The 18,420-nt window shown below is 49.9% G+C and carries 32 protein-coding genes and 1 pseudogene; all 33 read right to left on the bottom strand.

Going from position 1 to position 18,420, the window contains the following annotated elements:
* The coding region (locus tag JRF57_11350) for a prepilin-type N-terminal cleavage/methylation domain-containing protein (GenBank protein MBW2304295.1) at positions 1–197 on the bottom strand (197 nt) is incomplete at its 3' end.
* A gap of 576 nt (positions 198–773) precedes the next feature.
* Positions 774–2,046 (bottom strand): annotated as a pseudogene (locus JRF57_11355) (sigma-54-dependent Fis family transcriptional regulator).
* 7 nt (positions 2,047–2,053) lie between these two features.
* The gene (locus JRF57_11360; GenBank protein ID MBW2304296.1) at positions 2,054–3,358 is read right to left on the bottom strand and encodes a dihydroorotase; all 1,305 of its coding nucleotides are present in this window, start codon (positions 3,356–3,358) and stop codon (positions 2,054–2,056) included.
* Between the two features lie 250 nt (positions 3,359–3,608).
* Entirely contained in the window at positions 3,609–4,106 is a 498-nt protein-coding gene (rplQ, locus tag JRF57_11365; protein ID MBW2304297.1) for a 50S ribosomal protein L17, read from the bottom strand.
* On the bottom strand, positions 4,103–5,143 hold the full coding sequence (locus JRF57_11370; GenBank protein MBW2304298.1) for a DNA-directed RNA polymerase subunit alpha: 1,041 nt from the start codon (positions 5,141–5,143) through the stop codon (positions 4,103–4,105). The genes rplQ and JRF57_11370 overlap by 4 nt, the downstream gene beginning before the upstream one ends.
* Before the next feature lie 126 nt (positions 5,144–5,269).
* Positions 5,270–5,899, bottom strand: a complete 630-nt coding sequence (rpsD, locus tag JRF57_11375) for a 30S ribosomal protein S4 (protein MBW2304299.1) — start codon at positions 5,897–5,899, stop codon at positions 5,270–5,272.
* A 121-nt stretch (positions 5,900–6,020) separates the two neighbouring features.
* Positions 6,021–6,416 (bottom strand): 30S ribosomal protein S11, encoded by a 396-nt coding sequence (gene rpsK, locus JRF57_11380; GenBank protein MBW2304300.1) that lies wholly within the window; start codon positions 6,414–6,416, stop codon positions 6,021–6,023.
* A 17-nt stretch (positions 6,417–6,433) separates the two neighbouring features.
* Positions 6,434–6,805 carry a 30S ribosomal protein S13 gene (gene rpsM, locus JRF57_11385; GenBank protein MBW2304301.1) on the bottom strand — a complete coding sequence of 124 codons (372 nt, stop codon included), beginning with the start codon at positions 6,803–6,805 and terminating at the stop codon, positions 6,434–6,436.
* A gap of 80 nt (positions 6,806–6,885) precedes the next feature.
* Positions 6,886–6,999: a 50S ribosomal protein L36 gene (gene rpmJ, locus JRF57_11390; protein ID MBW2304302.1), complete on the bottom strand. Its 114-nt coding sequence runs from the start codon at positions 6,997–6,999 to the stop codon at positions 6,886–6,888.
* Positions 7,000–7,027: 28 nt separating this feature from the next.
* Positions 7,028–7,246 (bottom strand): translation initiation factor IF-1, encoded by a 219-nt coding sequence (gene infA / locus JRF57_11395; GenBank protein MBW2304303.1) that lies wholly within the window; start codon positions 7,244–7,246, stop codon positions 7,028–7,030.
* 62 nt (positions 7,247–7,308) lie between these two features.
* Positions 7,309–8,622: a preprotein translocase subunit SecY gene (secY, locus tag JRF57_11400; GenBank protein ID MBW2304304.1), complete on the bottom strand. Its 1,314-nt coding sequence runs from the start codon at positions 8,620–8,622 to the stop codon at positions 7,309–7,311.
* 209 nt (positions 8,623–8,831) lie between these two features.
* Entirely contained in the window at positions 8,832–9,272 is a 441-nt protein-coding gene (gene rplO, locus JRF57_11405) for a 50S ribosomal protein L15 (protein MBW2304305.1), read from the bottom strand.
* A gap of 28 nt (positions 9,273–9,300) precedes the next feature.
* Positions 9,301–9,480, bottom strand: coding sequence for a 50S ribosomal protein L30 (gene rpmD / locus JRF57_11410; protein MBW2304306.1), 180 nt, complete (start codon positions 9,478–9,480; stop codon positions 9,301–9,303).
* A gap of 31 nt (positions 9,481–9,511) precedes the next feature.
* Positions 9,512–10,009 carry a 30S ribosomal protein S5 gene (gene rpsE, locus JRF57_11415; protein ID MBW2304307.1) on the bottom strand — a complete coding sequence of 166 codons (498 nt, stop codon included), beginning with the start codon at positions 10,007–10,009 and terminating at the stop codon, positions 9,512–9,514.
* A gap of 60 nt (positions 10,010–10,069) precedes the next feature.
* A complete protein-coding gene (locus JRF57_11420; protein ID MBW2304308.1) occupies positions 10,070–10,438 on the bottom strand; it encodes a 50S ribosomal protein L18 in 369 nt (122 codons plus the stop codon).
* 62 nt (positions 10,439–10,500) lie between these two features.
* Positions 10,501–11,037, bottom strand: a complete 537-nt coding sequence (rplF, locus tag JRF57_11425; protein MBW2304309.1) for a 50S ribosomal protein L6 — start codon at positions 11,035–11,037, stop codon at positions 10,501–10,503.
* A 58-nt stretch (positions 11,038–11,095) separates the two neighbouring features.
* On the bottom strand, positions 11,096–11,494 hold the full coding sequence (gene rpsH, locus JRF57_11430; GenBank protein MBW2304310.1) for a 30S ribosomal protein S8: 399 nt from the start codon (positions 11,492–11,494) through the stop codon (positions 11,096–11,098).
* Between the two features lie 41 nt (positions 11,495–11,535).
* Complete coding sequence (locus JRF57_11435) at positions 11,536–11,721, bottom strand: type Z 30S ribosomal protein S14 (protein ID MBW2304311.1); 186 nt, start codon at positions 11,719–11,721, stop codon at positions 11,536–11,538.
* A gap of 13 nt (positions 11,722–11,734) precedes the next feature.
* The gene (gene rplE / locus JRF57_11440) at positions 11,735–12,274 is read right to left on the bottom strand and encodes a 50S ribosomal protein L5 (GenBank protein ID MBW2304312.1); all 540 of its coding nucleotides are present in this window, start codon (positions 12,272–12,274) and stop codon (positions 11,735–11,737) included.
* Between the two features lie 75 nt (positions 12,275–12,349).
* On the bottom strand, positions 12,350–12,679 hold the full coding sequence (locus JRF57_11445) for a 50S ribosomal protein L24 (GenBank protein ID MBW2304313.1): 330 nt from the start codon (positions 12,677–12,679) through the stop codon (positions 12,350–12,352).
* 33 nt (positions 12,680–12,712) lie between these two features.
* Positions 12,713–13,081, bottom strand: a complete 369-nt coding sequence (rplN, locus tag JRF57_11450) for a 50S ribosomal protein L14 (protein MBW2304314.1) — start codon at positions 13,079–13,081, stop codon at positions 12,713–12,715.
* Positions 13,082–13,084: 3 nt separating this feature from the next.
* A complete protein-coding gene (rpsQ, locus tag JRF57_11455; GenBank protein ID MBW2304315.1) occupies positions 13,085–13,378 on the bottom strand; it encodes a 30S ribosomal protein S17 in 294 nt (97 codons plus the stop codon).
* A complete protein-coding gene (gene rpmC / locus JRF57_11460) occupies positions 13,375–13,593 on the bottom strand; it encodes a 50S ribosomal protein L29 (protein MBW2304316.1) in 219 nt (72 codons plus the stop codon). The genes rpsQ and rpmC overlap by 4 nt, the downstream gene beginning before the upstream one ends.
* Positions 13,594–13,595: 2 nt before the next feature.
* A complete protein-coding gene (gene rplP / locus JRF57_11465; GenBank protein MBW2304317.1) occupies positions 13,596–14,009 on the bottom strand; it encodes a 50S ribosomal protein L16 in 414 nt (137 codons plus the stop codon).
* A gap of 7 nt (positions 14,010–14,016) precedes the next feature.
* Complete coding sequence (gene rpsC / locus JRF57_11470; protein MBW2304318.1) at positions 14,017–14,655, bottom strand: 30S ribosomal protein S3; 639 nt, start codon at positions 14,653–14,655, stop codon at positions 14,017–14,019.
* 60 nt (positions 14,656–14,715) lie between these two features.
* On the bottom strand, positions 14,716–15,048 hold the full coding sequence (gene rplV / locus JRF57_11475) for a 50S ribosomal protein L22 (GenBank protein MBW2304319.1): 333 nt from the start codon (positions 15,046–15,048) through the stop codon (positions 14,716–14,718).
* Entirely contained in the window at positions 15,048–15,335 is a 288-nt protein-coding gene (rpsS, locus tag JRF57_11480; GenBank protein ID MBW2304320.1) for a 30S ribosomal protein S19, read from the bottom strand. Before rpsS ends, rplV begins: the two co-directional genes overlap by 1 nt.
* Positions 15,336–15,391: 56 nt before the next feature.
* On the bottom strand, positions 15,392–16,213 hold the full coding sequence (rplB, locus tag JRF57_11485) for a 50S ribosomal protein L2 (protein ID MBW2304321.1): 822 nt from the start codon (positions 16,211–16,213) through the stop codon (positions 15,392–15,394).
* 58 nt (positions 16,214–16,271) lie between these two features.
* Complete coding sequence (locus tag JRF57_11490) at positions 16,272–16,559, bottom strand: 50S ribosomal protein L23 (GenBank protein MBW2304322.1); 288 nt, start codon at positions 16,557–16,559, stop codon at positions 16,272–16,274.
* Entirely contained in the window at positions 16,559–17,182 is a 624-nt protein-coding gene (rplD, locus tag JRF57_11495) for a 50S ribosomal protein L4 (protein ID MBW2304323.1), read from the bottom strand. The genes JRF57_11490 and rplD overlap by 1 nt, the downstream gene beginning before the upstream one ends.
* A gap of 73 nt (positions 17,183–17,255) precedes the next feature.
* A complete protein-coding gene (rplC, locus tag JRF57_11500; GenBank protein MBW2304324.1) occupies positions 17,256–17,876 on the bottom strand; it encodes a 50S ribosomal protein L3 in 621 nt (206 codons plus the stop codon).
* A 21-nt stretch (positions 17,877–17,897) separates the two neighbouring features.
* Positions 17,898–18,206 (bottom strand): 30S ribosomal protein S10, encoded by a 309-nt coding sequence (gene rpsJ, locus JRF57_11505; protein MBW2304325.1) that lies wholly within the window; start codon positions 18,204–18,206, stop codon positions 17,898–17,900.
* Between the two features lie 48 nt (positions 18,207–18,254).
* A partial coding sequence (gene tuf / locus JRF57_11510; GenBank protein MBW2304326.1) for an elongation factor Tu occupies positions 18,255–18,420 on the bottom strand: 166 nt, incomplete at its 5' end.

Below are 18,420 nucleotides of genomic sequence, written 5' to 3' on the forward strand. Positions count from 1 at the left end.
TTATCAATAAAATAGCCTTCCTGGGCAGTCATCGCATTCCTGAGATCCGTATTGGCCGAGGCATTATAGGATCTCGCCCGATAGGCATTGAACTGAGGGATGGCAATGGCCGCCAGGATACCGATAATCGCGATGACGATCATCAATTCAATAAGCGTGAAACCTCTTTCATCCTTTTTGGGCAATTTTGTAAACATTTTAATTACTCCTCCTCTGTGTCATAAATTATTGGGTCTTGGGTCCCTAAGGTTCTCTAAAATGGTATCTCTGACGTCTCACCCCCTTCCCCATTCACTTTTTCATTAAAATCATCGAACACCCGGTTATGGTCTTTGATTGGTTGATCATACAAGAGGTGTGCCAAGATGAAGGGGAAAAGGGCAGAAAAAGAATTTTTGACCTATTTTCGAGAAGATAAGCACTTTAAGGCATTCTGGACATGGAATCAAAATGCGCCGCGAAAAATTCAAAGAGACAAAAATTGTCAGGTCAGTGCCATTTTTTGTCAATGATTGCGCTATTCCTGCGGCATGGGTAAATATATTTTCTATCTTTTCGGTGAAAGACGGAAGGCTTTCAAAAGGAGGCGGTGCCCCTTTGATGATCAGGGAGATGAAGCTCTCTGTTTCAAGCAGCAGGGTATTTTGAGTGGAATTGCGACGCGGAGGGGGGAGTTCACTCCTTCATTTTTAATGTACCACAGGCTACATACTGGGTATCCTGGCTAAAGGGGGTGAAGGTGAATGGAGTGGGGGAACAGCCTACAAAGGCCCTCACCCCTTGATTCCCAGTTTTTCAATGCGGTACCTGAAGGAGCGCATACTGAGACCCAAGAGCGTGGCGGCCTTTTGCCTCGATCCATGGGCAAGTTCCAGGGCCTTGAGGATGTATTCCTTTTCGATCTCTTCCATTACCTTGTCAAGCTCGATCCCTTCCCTCCGGAAGAACAATATTCGAGGTCTCCAGGGCCACGCTTCTTTCAATAATATTTTCCAGCTCCCGCACATTGCCGGGGAAGGGATATTCCTTGAGGATGTCCATGGCATAGGCCGAAATCTTCCGTACATCCTTGCCCAGTTCCCGGGAATACTTTTCAAGGAAATACCGGCTTAGCAGGGTAAGGTCCTCCCCCCTCTCGCGCAAGGGGGGCATGGTGATCTGAATGACATTGAGTCTGAAAAACAGGTCCTCCCTGAACCTGCCCTTAATGACCTCTTCTTCAAGGTTCTTGTTCGTGGCAGAGATGAAACGCACATCCACGTGTTTCTCATCCGTCCCCCCTACCGATGTAAAGGTCCGCTCTTGGATAACCCGAAGGAGCTTAACCTGGATTAGAGGGGTGAGTTCCCCGACCTCATCGAGGAAGACCGTTCCACCGTCAGCCGCCTCAAAGAGGCCTTCCTTGTTGGTCGCAGCCCCGGTAAAGGCCCCCTTTCTGTATCCGAACAGTTCGCTTTCTATCAGGTTTTCCGGGATCCCGGCACAGTTGATCACGACAAAGGGTTTGTCTTTTCTTCGGCTCTGCCGATGGATGGCCCTTGCCACGAGTTCCTTTCCGGTTCCACTTTCCCCGATGATGAGGATATTACTCTTAGTCTGGGCGACCCTCTGGATGAGGTCGTAGACCTTTCTCATCTTCGGACTCTCCCCGATCAGGCAACCGAAATGAAAACGACCTTGCCTATCATCGGTTTTCTGCCCTTCTTCCAGGGGTCTCCTGGAACTCAGAGCGTCCTTGATGATTTTTTTAAATTCCTCCACCTTGAAAGGTTTTGGGATGTAGTCGTATGCCCCTTCTCTCATTGCTTCTACGGCGGTTTCGGCGGTGGCGAAGGCAGATATCATGACCACCATGGTCTCAGGATTCAGCTCTTTGGCCTTTTTCAACACTCCTATGCCGTCCACGTCCTTCATCCGGATATCCGTGATAACGAGATCAAAGGCACCGTTTTCCAGGATCTCGCAAGCCCGCTCCCCGCAATCGGCGACGACGACCTCATATCCTTCCCGAGTGAGAAGGATCTCCAGGAATTCCCGCATGCTCATCTCATCATCAACGATCAGGATTCTTTGTTTCCTGTCTCCAGACAATTCTCCCTCCGATCATGGTCAGGATAGCCCGGCCTTTAAATAGGTTGTTCAAGAATGGAGTGTTTTTACTCTTGGACTGAATGTCTGCGGCCGTCAAGACATATTCACATTCCGGATCGACTATGGTCAGGTCCGCGCGCTTTCCCTCCTCGAGAAGGCCTCCCTCTACTCCCAGCAGTTCGGCAGGACGCCGGGAAAGCTTGTAAACGGCCGCCTGGAGACTTAATACACCTTCCCTTACGAGGGCGAGGACCAATGGCAAGGCCGTTTCAAGTCCGATGATGCCAAAGGCGGCCCTTTCGAATTCCACGTTCTTTTCAAGGTCACTGTGGGGGGCATGATCCGTAGCGATCACATCTATAATATCCTCCGAAAGTCCAACCTTGATCGCTTCGACGTCCTCCGGACGTCTCAAAGGTGGATTCATTTTCGCCATCGAACCCATCTTTTCAACGGCCCGGTGATCCAGGGAGAAATAGTGTGGCGCGGTTTCCGCAGTCACCGGGAGCCCTTCTTCCTTGGCCCTTTTTATCAAGGCCACCGAACCGGCCGTGCTTACATGGGCTATATGAACCGGGCACTTCGTAAGCCTTGCGAGACAAATTTCCCTGAAAACCATGATTTCTTCGCTCTCAGCAGGAATACCCTTAAAACCCAATCGCCTGGAAATCTCCCCTTCATGCATGACACCTCCAGCGGAAAGGCTTCTATCCTCGCAGTGGGAGATGATCACCAAGCCATGCTCTTTGGCCCTTTCCATAGCAAGGCGCATCATCCCGCTGTCCCTGACGGGAAAGCCGTCATCCGAAATTCCTACTGCTCCTGCACTCCGAAGTTCACCGAAATCGCTCAGGGATTGACCTTTTTGCCCTTTCGTTACGGCTGCAATGGGGAATACGCGGGCAAGGCCGGCCTCCCATGCTCTTTCCAGGATAAAACCCGTCACCTCGCCGCTGTCATTTACGGGATCCGTGTTGGGCATGCATGCAAGGGCTGTGAACCCACCGGCTACTGCAGCCTGTGCGCCTGTGGAGATTTCCTCCTTGTGCTCCTGGCCCGGTTCCCTCAGGTGAACGTGCATATCAATCAGGCCGGGAAAAACCATCATGCCTGAGGCATCGATGATTTCAACTGAAGCACCGCTTATCCCGGACTCACCCCAAGGGACGATCCGTATAATTTGATCATCTTCTACAAGGATGTCTCGCGGAAGCACCTTGCCCTTTTTCAAATCGACCAGATCACCACCCTTGATGAGTATCGCCACTGTATTACCTCTTTCTTTCAAATCCAGTGTACTTCAGCCTGCCGTCCATCCGAGGATTCACCCTGTACACTCTCGACAAAAAAGCCTCCTTGGCGGACAGGCCGACAAGGAGGCTATGATCAGCACCACATGCAAATCATGGGTCATCTCAATATGTTGTATTTTTCGTATTCAGTGCCTCATTTAACATACTAATGGGCTTATCTTCACACCAGGCCCCGGGCCGGGGAAAATGATCCTCAGGAAAGCTTTATTCCTTATCCGAATTTTCCTGAGCCGAAGACCCCTCATTTTTCTCCGGTTGGACCTCTTCTTTTTTCACCGCCTTTTCGAGCTGGCCTTTCGGTTCCGCGCCCTCTTTTCCTTTGCTCTTCTTCTTGGTGCTCGAATCCTTTCCTGGCAATAGCTGGATGATCGAAACTGGGGCGGCATCTCCTTTCCGAGTCCCTTTCTTGATTATTCGGACATATCCACCCTGACGATCCAGATACCGATCTTTGATCTCGCCAAACAGTTTGTGAACGGTGGCCTTGTCCTGCAGGTAACCCAGGGCCTTCCGCCTGGCATGCAAGTCCCCCCTTTTGGCCAGGGTTATCATCTTTTCCGCCAAAGGCCTCACTTCCTTGGCCTTCGCATCGGTGGTCACCAGCTGTTCGTGTCGGAAAAGCGACGTGACCATGTTCCTCAACATCGCCCTCCGATGGCTTGAAGTCCGACTGAGTTTCCTTCCGGCTTTTTGGTGTCTCATTGGTCAGGGTTCCCTTCTTTTTCCTCTTTATCGGTTCCCAGCTTCATCCCGGGGGGAGGGAAATTATCCAGTTTCATCCCAAGAGAAAGGCCCATTTCTTCCAGTATCGTTTTGATTTCGTTGAGCGATTTTCTTCCAAAATTCTTGGTCTTCAACATTTCGGGTTCAGTCTTTTGAACCAGCTCTCCTATGAGGGTAATATTGGCATTCTTAAGGCAGTTGGCCGAACGAACGGAAAGCTCAAGCTCGGATACGGGCCTGAAGAGGTTCTGATTCAATTTCTCCTCTTCCTTCTCCTCTTCAACGATCTCGGGCTCTTCTTCTTCCTCGAAATTGATGAAGGGAGTCATTTGCTCCTTCAATATCTTCGCTGCGTACGCGACGGCATCCTCCGGCGCCACACTTCCATCGGTCCAGACTTCGAGCGTGAGTTTGTCATAGTCCGTGATTTGTCCCACCCTAGCGTTGGTAACAACGTAATTTACTTTCCTGATAGGAGAAAAGATGGCATCAATGGGAATAACGCCGATGGTCTGCTCCCCTCCCTTGGCAGCCTCGGCGCTCAGGTAGCCCTTACCCATCCTGACGACCATCTCCATATTCAACTTCGCTTCCTTGTTTAAGGTGGCGATATGCTGGTCTGGATTCAGGATCTCGACGAGTCCGTTCGTCTCGATTTCAGCGGCCGTAACGTTCCCTTCTCCCTCATGGGAAAGGTGAATAACAGCCTCTTCCTGATCTACCAGCCGTAGCTTGATTTCCTTGAGATTCAAAATGATATCCGTGACGTCTTCCAGTACGCCGGGCAGCGTGGAAAACTCGTGCACGACACCATCGAATTTTACCGACACGATAGCCGATCCCTGCAACGATGAAAGCAGGATCCTTCGCAGAGAATTCCCTATGGTAATCCCAAAACCCCGCTCCAAGGGTTCACATATGAATTTCCCATAGGTACTCGTATGGCTGTCCTCTTCGATGGTGATACTTTTGGGTTTTATAAGTTCCCGCCAGTTTCTTGCTTTTAGATCAGCCAATAAAATCCCTCCAATGCATTGTTGTTATGGCCCGGTGAATCCTCAACACCTAGGCCCCTTAAAAAGAAGGATATCTCTAACGACTAACGGGATTCACGAGACACCGGGAAATAAACGCAGTTTACTCTACTTGGAATACAATTCGACAATTAGCTGCTCCTGGATAGGCATCGTCAGGTCTTCACGGCTGGGCATAGCCTTGAAGACGCCCCGGAACCGTTCCTTGTCCACTTCCATCCAGCTCGGGATTCCCCGGCGTACCACTGTCTCCATGGCTTCCTTGATGGCATTCACTTCTCGACTCTTCTCTCTAACCTGTATAACATCTCCGACCTTTACCTGGTAACTCGGAATATCCACTTTCCTGTTATTGACTTCGAACAAGCCATGTCTAATATATTGCCTCGCCTGATTGCGTGAAGCGGCAAAACCCATGCGATATACTACATTGTCAAGTCTGCATTCCAGTAAAAGCAATAAATTCGTGCCGGTAATGCCCTTCTGTTTTTCAGCGCGCTCGTAATACCGTTTGAACTGTCTCTCAAGAACCCCGTAAATTCTTTTGACTTTTTGCTTTTCGCGAAGCTGGAGATGATAGTCGGAGAATTTCCCTCCCCTTCTCTGTCCATGCTGGCCGGGGGCGTAAGGACGTCGCTCAAATGCGCATTTATCCCCGAAACATCGATCTCCTTTCAAGAACAGTTTGAGATTCTCGCGCCTGCACAATCTACATGAAGCACCCGTATATCTGGCCAAAACAGGCCCTCCTTCTTATTATCTTTTTCAGTGCAGCCTCGAAGCGCTTCCAAACGCTTTGACCGCTTTATTGTTCCTGTCCAGGGGGATTGTTATCCTCTTCGGAAGACCTTCCTGTATCTTACACCCTTCTTCTCTTCGGAGGCCGGCACCCATTGTGGGGAATGGGCGTGACATCCCTGATCACAGTCACGGTAAACCCATCGGCCTGCAATGCCCTAATTGCAGCCTCCCGTCCCACTCCCGGCCCCTTGACCCTTACTTCCGCGGAACGAAGTCCGTGTTCCATGGCCTGCCTCAGTGCATCCTGGGCGGCCAGTTGGGCGGCAAAAGGAGTGCTCTTCCTCGAACCCTTGAACCCCTGCCGTCCCGCGCTCGATGAGGCGATGACGTTTCCGTTCGGGTCGGTGATGGTCACAATGGTGTTGTTGAAAGTCGATTGGATATGAACGATTCCGGTAGGAACGTTCTTCTTTTCTTTTTTGGCTTTGCCTCTTCTGCGTACTTTCTTAACCATGGTCCTTCCTCAGGTTCCTATTTCTTTCTTTTCCCCATGACAGCCCTGCGCGGACCCTTCCGGGTCCTCGCATTGGTGCTTGTCCGTTGACCTCTCACAGGCAGACCTTTCCTGTGCCTCAGCCCCCGATAAGCGCCGAGATCCATCAATCGCTTGATGTTCATGGAGACTTCACGCCTGAGGTCACCTTCCACCCGGTATTTCTCGTCGATGATTTTTCTTATTCGGGTAACCTGCCCTTCGGTCAAATCATTCGACTTTGTGTCCCAGTCCACTTGCGCTTCGTCCAGTATCTTTTGCGCGCTGGTCCGACCTATCCCGTAAATATAGGTCAGGGCGATCTCAATTCTCTTTCCCCTGGGTAAATCTACGCCTGCTATTCTTGCCAAATCAAAACTCCATTTCGTTTGTTCAGAGTTTCTTCTTCGTCATCCCCGCACTAATCTTCTGAAAGGGCAACGATATCTCGTCATCCCTGTCTCTGTTTGTGGCGCGGATTTTCGCAAATGACCCGCAAGACTCCCCGTCGCCTTATGATCTTGCACTTGTTGCAAATTTTTTTTACAGAAGCACGCACTTTCATGACCGAAATTCCAATCTTTTGAGGTATTTTATTTCCCTCGATAGGTAATCCTTCCCCTGCTCAAGTCATAGGGAGACAATTCGAGGGAGACCCTGTCTCCGGGTAAGATTTTTATGAAGTGCATCCTCATCTTTCCCGATATATGGGCCAAAACGCGGTGTCCGTTCTCCAGTTCAACGCGAAACATTGCGTTGGGCAATGTCTCAACCACCGTTCCCTCCACCGAAATGGTATCCTCTTTTGACATATAACCTTCTTGCCTAATAGGTTAAACACCGAAAAAGAATTCGCTAATGAGATCTCTTTCTTTTATCGAACCCTACCGAATCCTTTCCGCATAAACCCCTCGTAATGCCTGGTCAACATATGGGACTCGATCTGGTTGGAGGTATCCATGGCCACACCGACCACGATTAAAAGGGCAGTCCCGCCGAAGTAGAAAGGAACATTCAATTTATATATTAATATCTGCGGCAGGATGCATACGGCTGAAACATAGATCGCCCCACTGAACGTAATACGGGTCAGGACCCGATCAATATATTCCGCCGTATTCTTTCCGGGCCTTATCCCTGGAATGAAACCTCCGTATTTTTTCATGTTATCGGCCACATCCACGGGATTGAAATGCACGGCCGTATAAAAATAACAGAAGAAGACAATAAAAATCACATAAATCAAGATATAGACCGCATGCCCTGGGGAGAGGAGGTTAACCACCATCTGGAGCCACGGCGTCTCTTTAACGTTGAGAAAATTGGCGATGGTTGCAGGAAACATGATAATAGAAGATGCAAAAATCGGCGGTATGACGCCAGCGGTATTTATTTTAAGGGGTAAGTGAGTGCTCTGCCCACCATACATCTTTCGCCCCACCACCCTCTTTGCATATTGAACCGGTATCCTACGCTGGGCCCTCTCGACGAATACAATGAATCCCACCACACCAATCATCATGGCGACGATGATGGCCATGAAAAAAGGGCTCATCTCACCACTACTCATCAAACGCCAGGAATTGAGAACGGCGGATGGAAATCGTGCCACAATTCCCGCAAAAATGATCAAGGAGATACCGTTTCCTATTCCCCTCTCGGTGATCTGCTCTCCGAGCCACATCAAGAAGGCGGTTCCTGCCGTTAAAGTGATGACAGCGAGAATCCTGAATCCCCAGCCTCCTACTGGAACCACCATGATTCCACCCGGACTGCTCATCCGCTCAAGACCGATAGCTATTCCGAAGCCCTGGATCATGCTCAGGAGAACGGTCCCGTATCTTGTATATTGGGTGATCTTTTTCCGCCCCTGCTCCCCTTCCTTCTTCAATTTTTCCAGGTAAGGGATAACCACCGTGAGGAGTTCAAGGATAATGGAGGCACTGATGTATGGCATGATCCCAAGGGCCATCACGGACATCCTGCGCAGTGCGCCGCCGGAGAACATGTCAAAGAGCCCGAACAACGTCCCCTGCCTCTCACTGAAGAAGGCGGACAACGCCGCGCCATCAATGCCCGGTGTAGGAATGTGGCACCCAAGCCGGTAAACAGCCAACATCACCAGAGTGAATAAAATCCGCTTTTTCAACTCCGGGATCTTGGCAATGTTCTGAACGCCGTGTATCATCTTAATCTCTTGTTCGCTCCTCTGGCTCTGGTTATGTATGAGGGCTAATAAAGCAAGGGCGTCCCGCAGTTCAACAGGGCTCTGTCACATCTCTCTTTCCTTCGACCCTCAGCCTCTTTTTATATATTTTCTTCACTTCCACCAAATTTTCCTGGTGAGAAATGAAGTCTCGGTGCGGTCATATCGGAGATAAAAACCCGACCACGATACTACATTATTTCGACTTTCCCACCAGCAGCCTCGATTTTCTCCCTGGCGGTCCGGCTTGCCTTGTGCACCTTGATAGTCAACGGGTGCCCGATTTCCCCATCTCCCAGGAGTTTGATTCCGTCCCGCACCTTCTTGATAACTCCTGCCGCCTTGAGGGCATCCACATCGATCGTTGCATTCGGTTCAAAACGCTCAAGGCTCTTAAGATTGACCAACGTATAGTGTTTCTTGAAGATATTTGTGAATCCCCTCTTAGGAAGCCTTCTCTGCAAGGGCATCTGGCCGCCTTCAAATCCGCGTCCTATTTTTCCGCCCGACCGGGCCTTCTGCCCTTTGTGCCCGCGGCAGGCCGTCTTTCCATGCCCTGAACCAGGGCCCCGTCCTACCCTTTTCCTTTTTTTCTTCGCTCCGGCCGATGGTGAAAGATCTTGGATCCTAATCATTTTTCATTACCTTATATCTTGCGGGCTATTTCTCTATTCTCACCATAAAGATAACCTTATTTATCATTCCCCTTATGGGGGCGGTATTCTTCACAGTTACAGTCTTGTGTAATTTCGTCAAACCGAGACCTTTCAGGGTTTCTCGGATTTTCTTGTTTTTACCGATACCGCTTTTTACTAGCGTTACTTTGATCGTTTCTGTCATGGCAATTACTCTTCTTCCGCGTCGGCTTTGATCATCGACCGATCTCATCCACGGCCTTACCTCGAGCCCTGGCGATTTCTTCAGGATGCCGTAATTCCGTCAATCCCCTCAAAGTAGCCTTCACCAGGTTGTGGGAATTGTGGGATCCCAGGCATTTGGTAAGGATATTCTGAACCCCCACCGCCTCGAGAACCGCCCTCACCGCACCCCCGGCTATCACGCCGGTTCCCGGGCCAGCCGGTTTCAGCAACACTTTTCCAGCCCCCCACCTTCCGATGATCTCGTGAGGGATAGTCCCATTAACGACCGGTACAGGCTTCATATCTTTTCTGGCGCGTTCGATTCCTTTTCGAATCGCTTCCGGCACCTCGTTGGCCTTACCCAGGCCGCCTCCGACCTTTCCCTTCCCGTCTCCAACGACCACAATGGCGCTGAAACTGAAACGACGGCCGCCTTTGACCACCTTGGCCACCCTGTTGATATGAACCACTTTCTCGATAAGTTGGACTTCGTCTTCTTCTTTGTACAATGGGCTTCTCCCTTGAAATACTGGATCTGCGTCGTGAATCACCAGGGCATTAAAATCCGTCTAGAAATCCAGCCCGTGGTTTCTGGCCGATTCCGCCAGTGTTTTCACACGACCATGATACAAAAAACCATTCCTGTCAAAAACCACCTTTTTTATTCCCTTTTCAAGAGCCCTCTTGGCGATCATTTCGCCGACGATGGCTGCACCTTCCTTGTTTCCACCTTTTCCGGACACCTGATCCCGCAGATCCTTGGAAAGGGAGGAAACGGAAAGTAAAGTCTTACCCACTTCATCATCGATGATCTGGGCGTATATATGCTTTGCACTCCTGAAGACGGACAATCTCGGTCTGCCTGTCCTGCCCTTTACTCTGACCCTGATCCTTTTTTTTCTTCTCTCCCGTGCTTTTGCTCTCGATATGGCACTCATTTTTTGTCTATCCTGCACCTGAGTTCAAATATTGGAATAACAGGTCCGTCTTCTTTCCAGATTTACTTGGCCCCCGTTTTTCCAGCTTTTCTTCTGATCATCTCATCTGCGTACTTGATGCCTTTACCTTTGTAAGGTTCTGGACTTCTAAAACTACGGACCTTCGCAGCGGTTCTGCCGAGAAGTTCTTTGTCGATACCCTTTAACTTCACCCGCGCCTTTTCAATCTCGGCGGTGATGCCCTCCGGAAGTTCATATTCAATGGGATGGGAATAGCCCAAGTGAAAAGTGGCGGTCCTCCCGGACAATTCAGCTCGATAACCGACACCAACAATCTCGAGAACCCTCTCGAACCCCTTGCTCACCCCCGTAACCATATTGGCTACCAAAGCCCTGTAAAGGCCGTGTAAGGACTTGGATTCCTTTGTATCATCTTTTACAGTGAGGGTAATTTGATCATTATTTATATTCACACTTATTTTAGGATCAATGGTCCTTTTCAATTCGCCCAAAGGGCCCTTCACGAGGATTGAATCCCCTTTAATTTCAACCTTGACATCCTTTGGTATCGGAATAGGCTTCTTGCCTATGCGAGACATTGGTTTCCTCCCATCTATGGGCTCAGCGTTCTCCCATCTCTCGGTTCGCCAGGCCTTCTTACCACACGGAACAAAGTATTTCTCCCCCAACCCCGACTTTTCTCGCCTGCTTGTCCGTCATAACTCCCTTTGATGTGGACAGGATGTTGATTCCGTATCCATTCAGGACCAGAGGAATCTTGTCTCGTTTGGCATATACGCGGCAACTAGGTTTGCTGATCCGCTTAAGGCCGACGATTACGCTTCTCCCCTTCTCGTCGTATTTCAGGAAAACACGGATAATTCTCTGCTTACCGTCGGAGAACACCTTGAAATTTCTAATAAATCCTTCACTCTTCAATATCTTGGCGATATTGATCTTCACGCCTGAACTCGGTATATCCACACTTTCAAAGGACGCCATGATGCCATTCCGGATCCTGGTCAACATATCGGCAATGGGGTCACTCATGCTCATTTTAGGTTACTCCTCATAAAGGTTATATGGAGTTCTATCGTTTACCAACTGGATTTGACAACCCCTGGGATCTCTCCCCTGAGGGCCATATTTCTGAAACAGATGCGGCACAAACCGAATTTTCTTAAATAGGCCCTCGGCCTCCCGCAAATCGGGCATCGATTGTAACGTCGCGTAGAGAACTTTGGTTTTCTTTGAGCCTTTGCTATGAGGGATTTTTTCGCCAAGACAACCTCTCTTTCATCTCTTGAAGGGCATTCCCAGACTCTTTAGAAGGAAGTGCCCTTCCTTATCGGATTTTGCCGTTGTAACGATACTAATATTCAATCCCTTGACCTTGTCTATTTTATCATAATCGATCTCAGGGAAGATAATCTGCTCCTTTACCCCGATTGTGCAATTGCCTCTGCCGTCAAAGATATTGTTGGAAATACCCCTAAAATCCCGCACCCTGGGAAGAGCCACGTTAAACAGTTTGTCCAGGAAATCGTACATTTTCCTGCGCCGCAAGGTCACCATACACCCGATGGGCATCCCTTCTCTGAGTTTAAACCCGGCAATAGATCTTTTCGCCTTTGTGACAACGGCTTTCTGCCCGGAAATCTGGGTCAGCTCCTCGACGCCTTTATCCAACACCTTGATGTTGAATATCGCTTCGCCAAGGCCCATGTTGAGCACGACCTTTTCTATCCTTGGAACCGCCATGACACTTTTGTATTTGAATTCCTTCATCATGGCGGGAACGACTTCCTTTTCATATTTTTCTTTTAGCCGCGACAAAAGTATGCCTCCTCAAATATCTGCCGAAACTCGAACAGGATTTGGAATTCGAACCATCGGGCAGGGTCGAATCACCTAAGTATCGATAAGCTCATTACATTTTTTGCATACCCTGGCCTTGGTTCCGTCTTCAAGTATCCGTTTCCCGACTCTCGTAGGTTGGGCACACCGATTACATACGATCATCAGATTGGAAATATGAATAGGGGCTTCTTTCTCTACTATCCCGCCCTGCGCGTTCTTTCCCCCGGGGCGCGTATGTCTCTTAACCATGTTCACCTTTTCGACGATGGCGCGCCCTTTCTCCGCATCAACTTTCAGGACGGTTCCGATCTTCCCCTTTTCCTTTCCCGCAAGAACGATGACTTTATCGTTTTTCTTAATTACAGGATGTTTTTTCCGCACTTCCTTCTCCGCTATGTAAAAATCCGAAGACCGCTAAAGGACCTCAGGGGCCAGGGAAATGATTTTCATGAAATTCTTGGCCCTCAACTCCCTTGCTACGGGACCGAATATCCGTGTTCCGATAGGTTCGTTCTGATTATTAATCAGGACCGCCGAATTATCATCAAACTTGATATAGGAGCCGTCCGGCCGTGAAATCTCTTTAGCCGTTCTAACCACCACGGCCTTCATCACGTCACCTTTTTTGACTTTGGAATTGGGCATGGCTTCTTTGACAGTGACGACGATTATATCACCGATTCTTGCATAACGTCTTCTTGATCCACCGAGCACTTTTATGCATAGAAGCAGTTTGGCTCCGGAATTATCGGCAACTTTAAGTTTTGTTTCAGCTTGTATCATGGTTCAAGCTCCACTGTCACTATTTTCGGCACCGCCGTTTATTGCAACTCGTTCCAGTATCTCGGTCACCTTCCATCTTTTTCTTTTGCTCAAGGGCCTTGTTTCGACAAGTCTGACCTTGTCACCTACCTGGCACAAATTTTGAGGGTCATGAGCCATGAATTTTTTCTGCCCGCGAATGTACTTTTTATAGGTCTTGTGCTTTTTCAGCCTGCTTACCCGGACCACCGCCGTTTTGTCCATGCTGTTGCTCAGAACGACTCCGACCAGCTTTTTTCTATTGCCCCTTTCTTTCATTCCGCCCTCTTCTCATCACGTCCACCGGAAATTTCTATTTCCCTCAGTATGGTCTTTACCCGAGCCAGATCTTTTCTTGTCTTGGGCAGCATCGCGGTGTTCCCGAGTTGTCCGGTGGCTTTTTGGAATTTCAGGTTGAACAATTCCTGGCTCAACTCCCTTTCTTTCTGTTTCAATTCATCGATACTCAGATCGCGAAGTTCTTTGGCCTTCATCATCAAACTCCCCTCGAAATGAATCTAGTTGCGAATGGAAGTTTGTGGCCAGCGAGTCGGAAGGCTTCCTCGGCTACGTTCGGGGCGACACCTTCCAGTTCGTAAAGGATTTTACCGGGTTTGACTACGGCCACCCACCCTTCGGGAGCGCCCTTTCCTTTACCCATCCTGGTCTCGGCGGGCTTCTTTGTTACCGGTTTGTCGGGGAAAATACGGATCCAGATCTTCCCACCGCGTCGAACATGTCTCGTTATGGCCACGCGGGCCGCCTCAATCTGTTGGGCCGTCATGATTCCTCTTTCCAAAGCCTGGAGACCGTAGTCCCCGAATTCCACTGTAGCCCCTTTGCTTAAGGCCTTCCCTTTCATCCGGCCCCTTTGCTTTTTCCTGTATTTGACTTTTTTTGGACTCAGCATGATCTTCTCAGCCTTTTCTATCCGGCAGAATTTCGCCTTTGAAAATAGCCACCTTTACCCCTACTACTCCATAGGTAGTGAAGGCTTCGGCAAATCCATAATCGATATCCGCCCGGATGGTATGAAAAGGTACTCTCCCTCTCCTGTACCATTCCCTTCTCGCCATCTCGGCGCCCCCTAAGCGCCCGGCGCAGGATATCTTGATCCCCAGTGCGCCGAATCTAAGGGCGGAACTCACGCTTTTTTTCATGGCCCTCCGGAAGGAAACACGCCGGACAAGTTGGAGAGCCACGCTTTCAGCTACCAGTTGGGCGTCGACCTCGGGTTTTCTTACCTCCTGAATATCGATTATGACTTCCCGCTTGATCTCTTTCTCCAAGGCCCTCTTCACATTTTCAATTTCCACGCCCTTCTTTCCAATGACCAATCCCGGCCGGGCCGTGTGAATTTTAATCCTGACCTTATTCGCGGCCCGTTCTATCTCAATCCTGGAGATACCGGCCTGAAAAAGCCTTTTTTTCAAGAATTTCCGTATCCTATGGTCTTCCAGCACGAAGTGGCTGTATTCCTTGCCCGCGAACCATCTCGAATCCCAATCGCGATGGATCCCCAATCTAAATCCGATTGGATTGACTTTTTGTCCCAAAACATCCTCCGTCGAGCTATTCGTCCCGGTCAGCGCCTATTCAGGCCAAAAACGGCTTCCTTATTTCTCGTCTAAAACAACGGTCAGGTGGCTGGTTCTTTTTCTTATCCTGGTGGCACGACCCATCGCCCTGGGTCTGAATCTTTTCAAAGTGGGCCCTTCATCGGCATATATACGCTTAATGAAAAGGGTGTCGACATCTATGCCCGAATGGCCCTCTGCATTGGCAACGGCCGAATTGACGAGTTTCTTCACCAGGTAGGCACCTTTTTTAGGGGAATAGGTAAGCATATTCAGCGCTTCTTCGACCCTTTTCCCCCGAATCTGGTCCATGATGAGCCTCGCCTTCCGCGGCGATATCCTCACATATTTTGCCACCGCCCGGATTTCCATTATTTCTTCCCCTTTAGCCGTGATTTCCTGTCCCCGGCATGACTATAGAATGTCCTCGTCGGTGAAAATTCTCCCAGCTTGTGCCCCACCATGTCTTCTGTCACGAAAACCGGCAGGAACTTCCTTCCATTATGAACCGCGAAAGTCAACCCCACAAATTCGGGTAAAATCGTTGAACGCCGGGACCAAGTCTTGATGATTTTCCCGTCTCCGGTCTCTTCCGCTCTTCTCACCTTTCTCATGAGGTGTTCGTCCACAAATGGTCCTTTTTTCAATGAACGAGGCAAAGTCCAACTCCTTTTCCTGAAGGGTTCCCCGTTTAGTTTTCCAGAGAAATCCTCGTTTATTTCCTTCTCTTTAGAATGAGTTTGTCGCTCGCTTTTTTGACTCTCGTCTTATATCCTTTGGTTGGAACACCCCAGGGAGTCACCGGGTGCCGGCCACCTGAGGATTTCCCTTCCCCCCCTCCATGGGGATGATCCACTGGATTCATCGCGACACCCCGCACTCGGGGCCTTCTCCCTTTCCATCGATTCCGTCCAGCCTTTCCGACGCTCTGGTTTTCATGCTCAAGATTTCCAACCTGGCCGATGGTGGCCTTGCAATCCAGGGGGACCATTCGCACCTCCCCAGAGGGGAGCTTAAGGGAAGCATATTTCCCTTCCTTGGCCATCAGCTGTGCATGGCTGCCCGCCCCCCTGGCCAATTGTCCGCCGTGCCCCACATACAGTTCTACATTATGTACAGGCGTACCCAGGGGTATATCTCTAAGGGGAATAGCATTTCCCGTCTTGATTTCCGCCCCGGGGCCGGACATCACTTGATCTCCCACTTTCAAGCCATTAGGGGCCAAGATGTAACGTTTTTCACCATCAATATAATGAAGCAATGCGATTCTCGCGGATCGATTGGGATCATACTCGATACTCGCAACCCGGGCGGGTATGCCATCCTTGTCTCTCCTGAAGTCGATGATTCTGTATAGCCTCTTGTGTCCGCCCCCCCTGTGCCTGGCCGTCACACGTCCCAGGGTGTTCCTCCCCCCAGATTTTTTTAGAGGCTTAAGTAGGCTTTTTTCAGGTTTCCGCCGAGTGATCTCGTCGAACGTCACACAAGTCTGAAATCTTCTGCCCGGCGAAGTAGGTTTGTAACTCTTGATCGCCATCATCGTCTCCGTCGTTCCACTTTTCGGACTCCCGAATCACGGTTCTCCGAAAAAACGTTTACATTCCTTCGAAAAATTCGATGTTCTCCCCCGCTCTAAGTTTCACAATGGCCTTTTTCCAGTCCGGCCGTTTTCCCACGTTCCGACCCATTCTCCGTTTTTTTCCCTTCATATTCAAAACTTTCACGTCTAGCACCTTGGCCTTGAATATCGTCTCGACCGCCCGTCGAATTTCGATCTTGTTCGCCTTTCTATCGACACGAAAACAGACCTGATTGGCCGTTTCCTTTTGAAGGGTGGCCTTCTCGGTGATATGGGGTCTTTGAATCACTCTGTAGATGTCCATCAGGAAACCAATGCCTCCTCGATTTTACTCACCGCGGGTTGGACCAGGAAAAGATAATCATGGGTCAGGATATCGTATACATTGAGTCCTTCATGGCGCAACACCTTGACCCAAGGTACATTCCTGGAGGACTTCTCAAGGTTTTCGTTCTTGCTTTCGGTGACAATAAGGGCCTTCTTCACACTGAAGTTCTTCAACACTTCCAAGAAACCCTTTGTCTTGATCTCGGGAAGATCGAAATCGCTCACAACGATCAGATGATCGCTCGAAAACTTATCGCTCAAGGCCATCCGGAGTGCGGCCTTTCGGACCTTCTTTGGGACCCGTTGAGCGTAACTTCTCGGTTTGGGGCCCAGGGCGATTCCTCCCCCTCTCCTGGTGGGAGAACCAGCACTCCCGGCCCTTGCTCTTCCCGTTCCCTTCTGTCGGTACAGTTTTCTTCCGGATCTTTTCACCTCGGAGCGGGTTTTCGTGGAAGCGTTTCCTGACCTCCTGGCGTTGAGCTGGCTTACCACGACCTCATGCAGTACATGGGTCTTGATGGGCACCTGGAAGACATCGTCCCGCAGTTCCATTTCCGAGGTTTTTTCCTTCTGAAGATTATATACGTCAATAACCGCCATTTTTTCTGTATCCTGACATCGCGTTATGTGTGAGAGGAAAACGCAGCAGTGGGTATTCTTTTTTCAATCGTCCTCAGTTTCCTGTAATTTCAACGATGGTGCCCCGGCTCCCCGGAACGGCTCCCTTCAAGGCAATGATATCCAGCTCAGGTCTTACATCCACGATCTGGATATTCTTGATCGTTGTCCGCTGGAATCCCATTCGTCCGGGCAGTTTTTTTCCTTTGGCCACCCGTCCGGGCGTTGCGCTCATTCCTATGGAACCAGGGACCCGGTGGGAACGGCAGCCGTGGGTATCCTTTCCTCCGGAAAAACCCCATCGCTTGACAACACCCGCGAATCCGCGACCTTTGCTCTTGCTGCTCACTTTGACGAGTTCACCTATTGTGAAAATATCCGCCTTGATTTCCTGACCCAGTTCGAACGCATCTGAATCGTCCACCCGGATTTCCCGGAGATACCGGAAACACCGATTCCCGGAAGCCTTGAAATGCCCCCTCAAGGGTTTGGTAACCCGTGTCTCTTTCTGATCCGCAAATCCCACTTGAATGGCTTCATACCCATCCTTGGCCGTGGTCTTCTTTTGGGTCACGACACAAGGCCACGTCTTTACAATGGTTACGGGAACGCTTCTTCCCTCCTCTACGAAAAAACGCGTCATTCCCAGTTTCTTGCCGAAAATCTTTTTGGCCATAAGCCTTCAGCTCCGTCCGGTCTACAATTTGATTTCAACGTCCACACCCGCGGCCAGGTCTAATTTCATCAAGGCATCCACGGTCTGTTGGGTGGGTTCCAAAATATCCAAAAGCCTTTTATGGGTCCGAATCTCAAATTGTTCGCGTGACTTTTTGTCCACGTGGGGGGATCGGAGCACACAGTATTTGTTGATCACCGTTGGAAGAGGAATCGGCCCCGCCACCTTGGCTCCGGTCTCCCGTGCCGTTTCAACGATTTCTCTGGCCGATTGATCCAGCAATTTGTGGTCGTATGCCTTTAGACGGATCCTGATTTTTTGGTTGGTGATCAATTTATTCATCCGTTATTCCCCTCCTTGACTGACGTGAACCGTGCCCTATTCGATGATTTCGCTGATCACTCCGGCCCCTACGGTCCGCCCTCCTTCCCGAATGGCAAAACGAAGCTCCTTCTCCATCGCAATCGGCGTGATCAGGTGAACCTCCATCGAAACATTGTCCCCAGGCATCACCATCTCAACTCCCTCAGGAAGCGTCACAACC

It is taken from the genome of Deltaproteobacteria bacterium (genome assembly GCA_019310525.1).
Lineage (GTDB): Bacteria > Desulfobacterota > DSM-4660 > Desulfatiglandales > HGW-15 > JAFDEE01.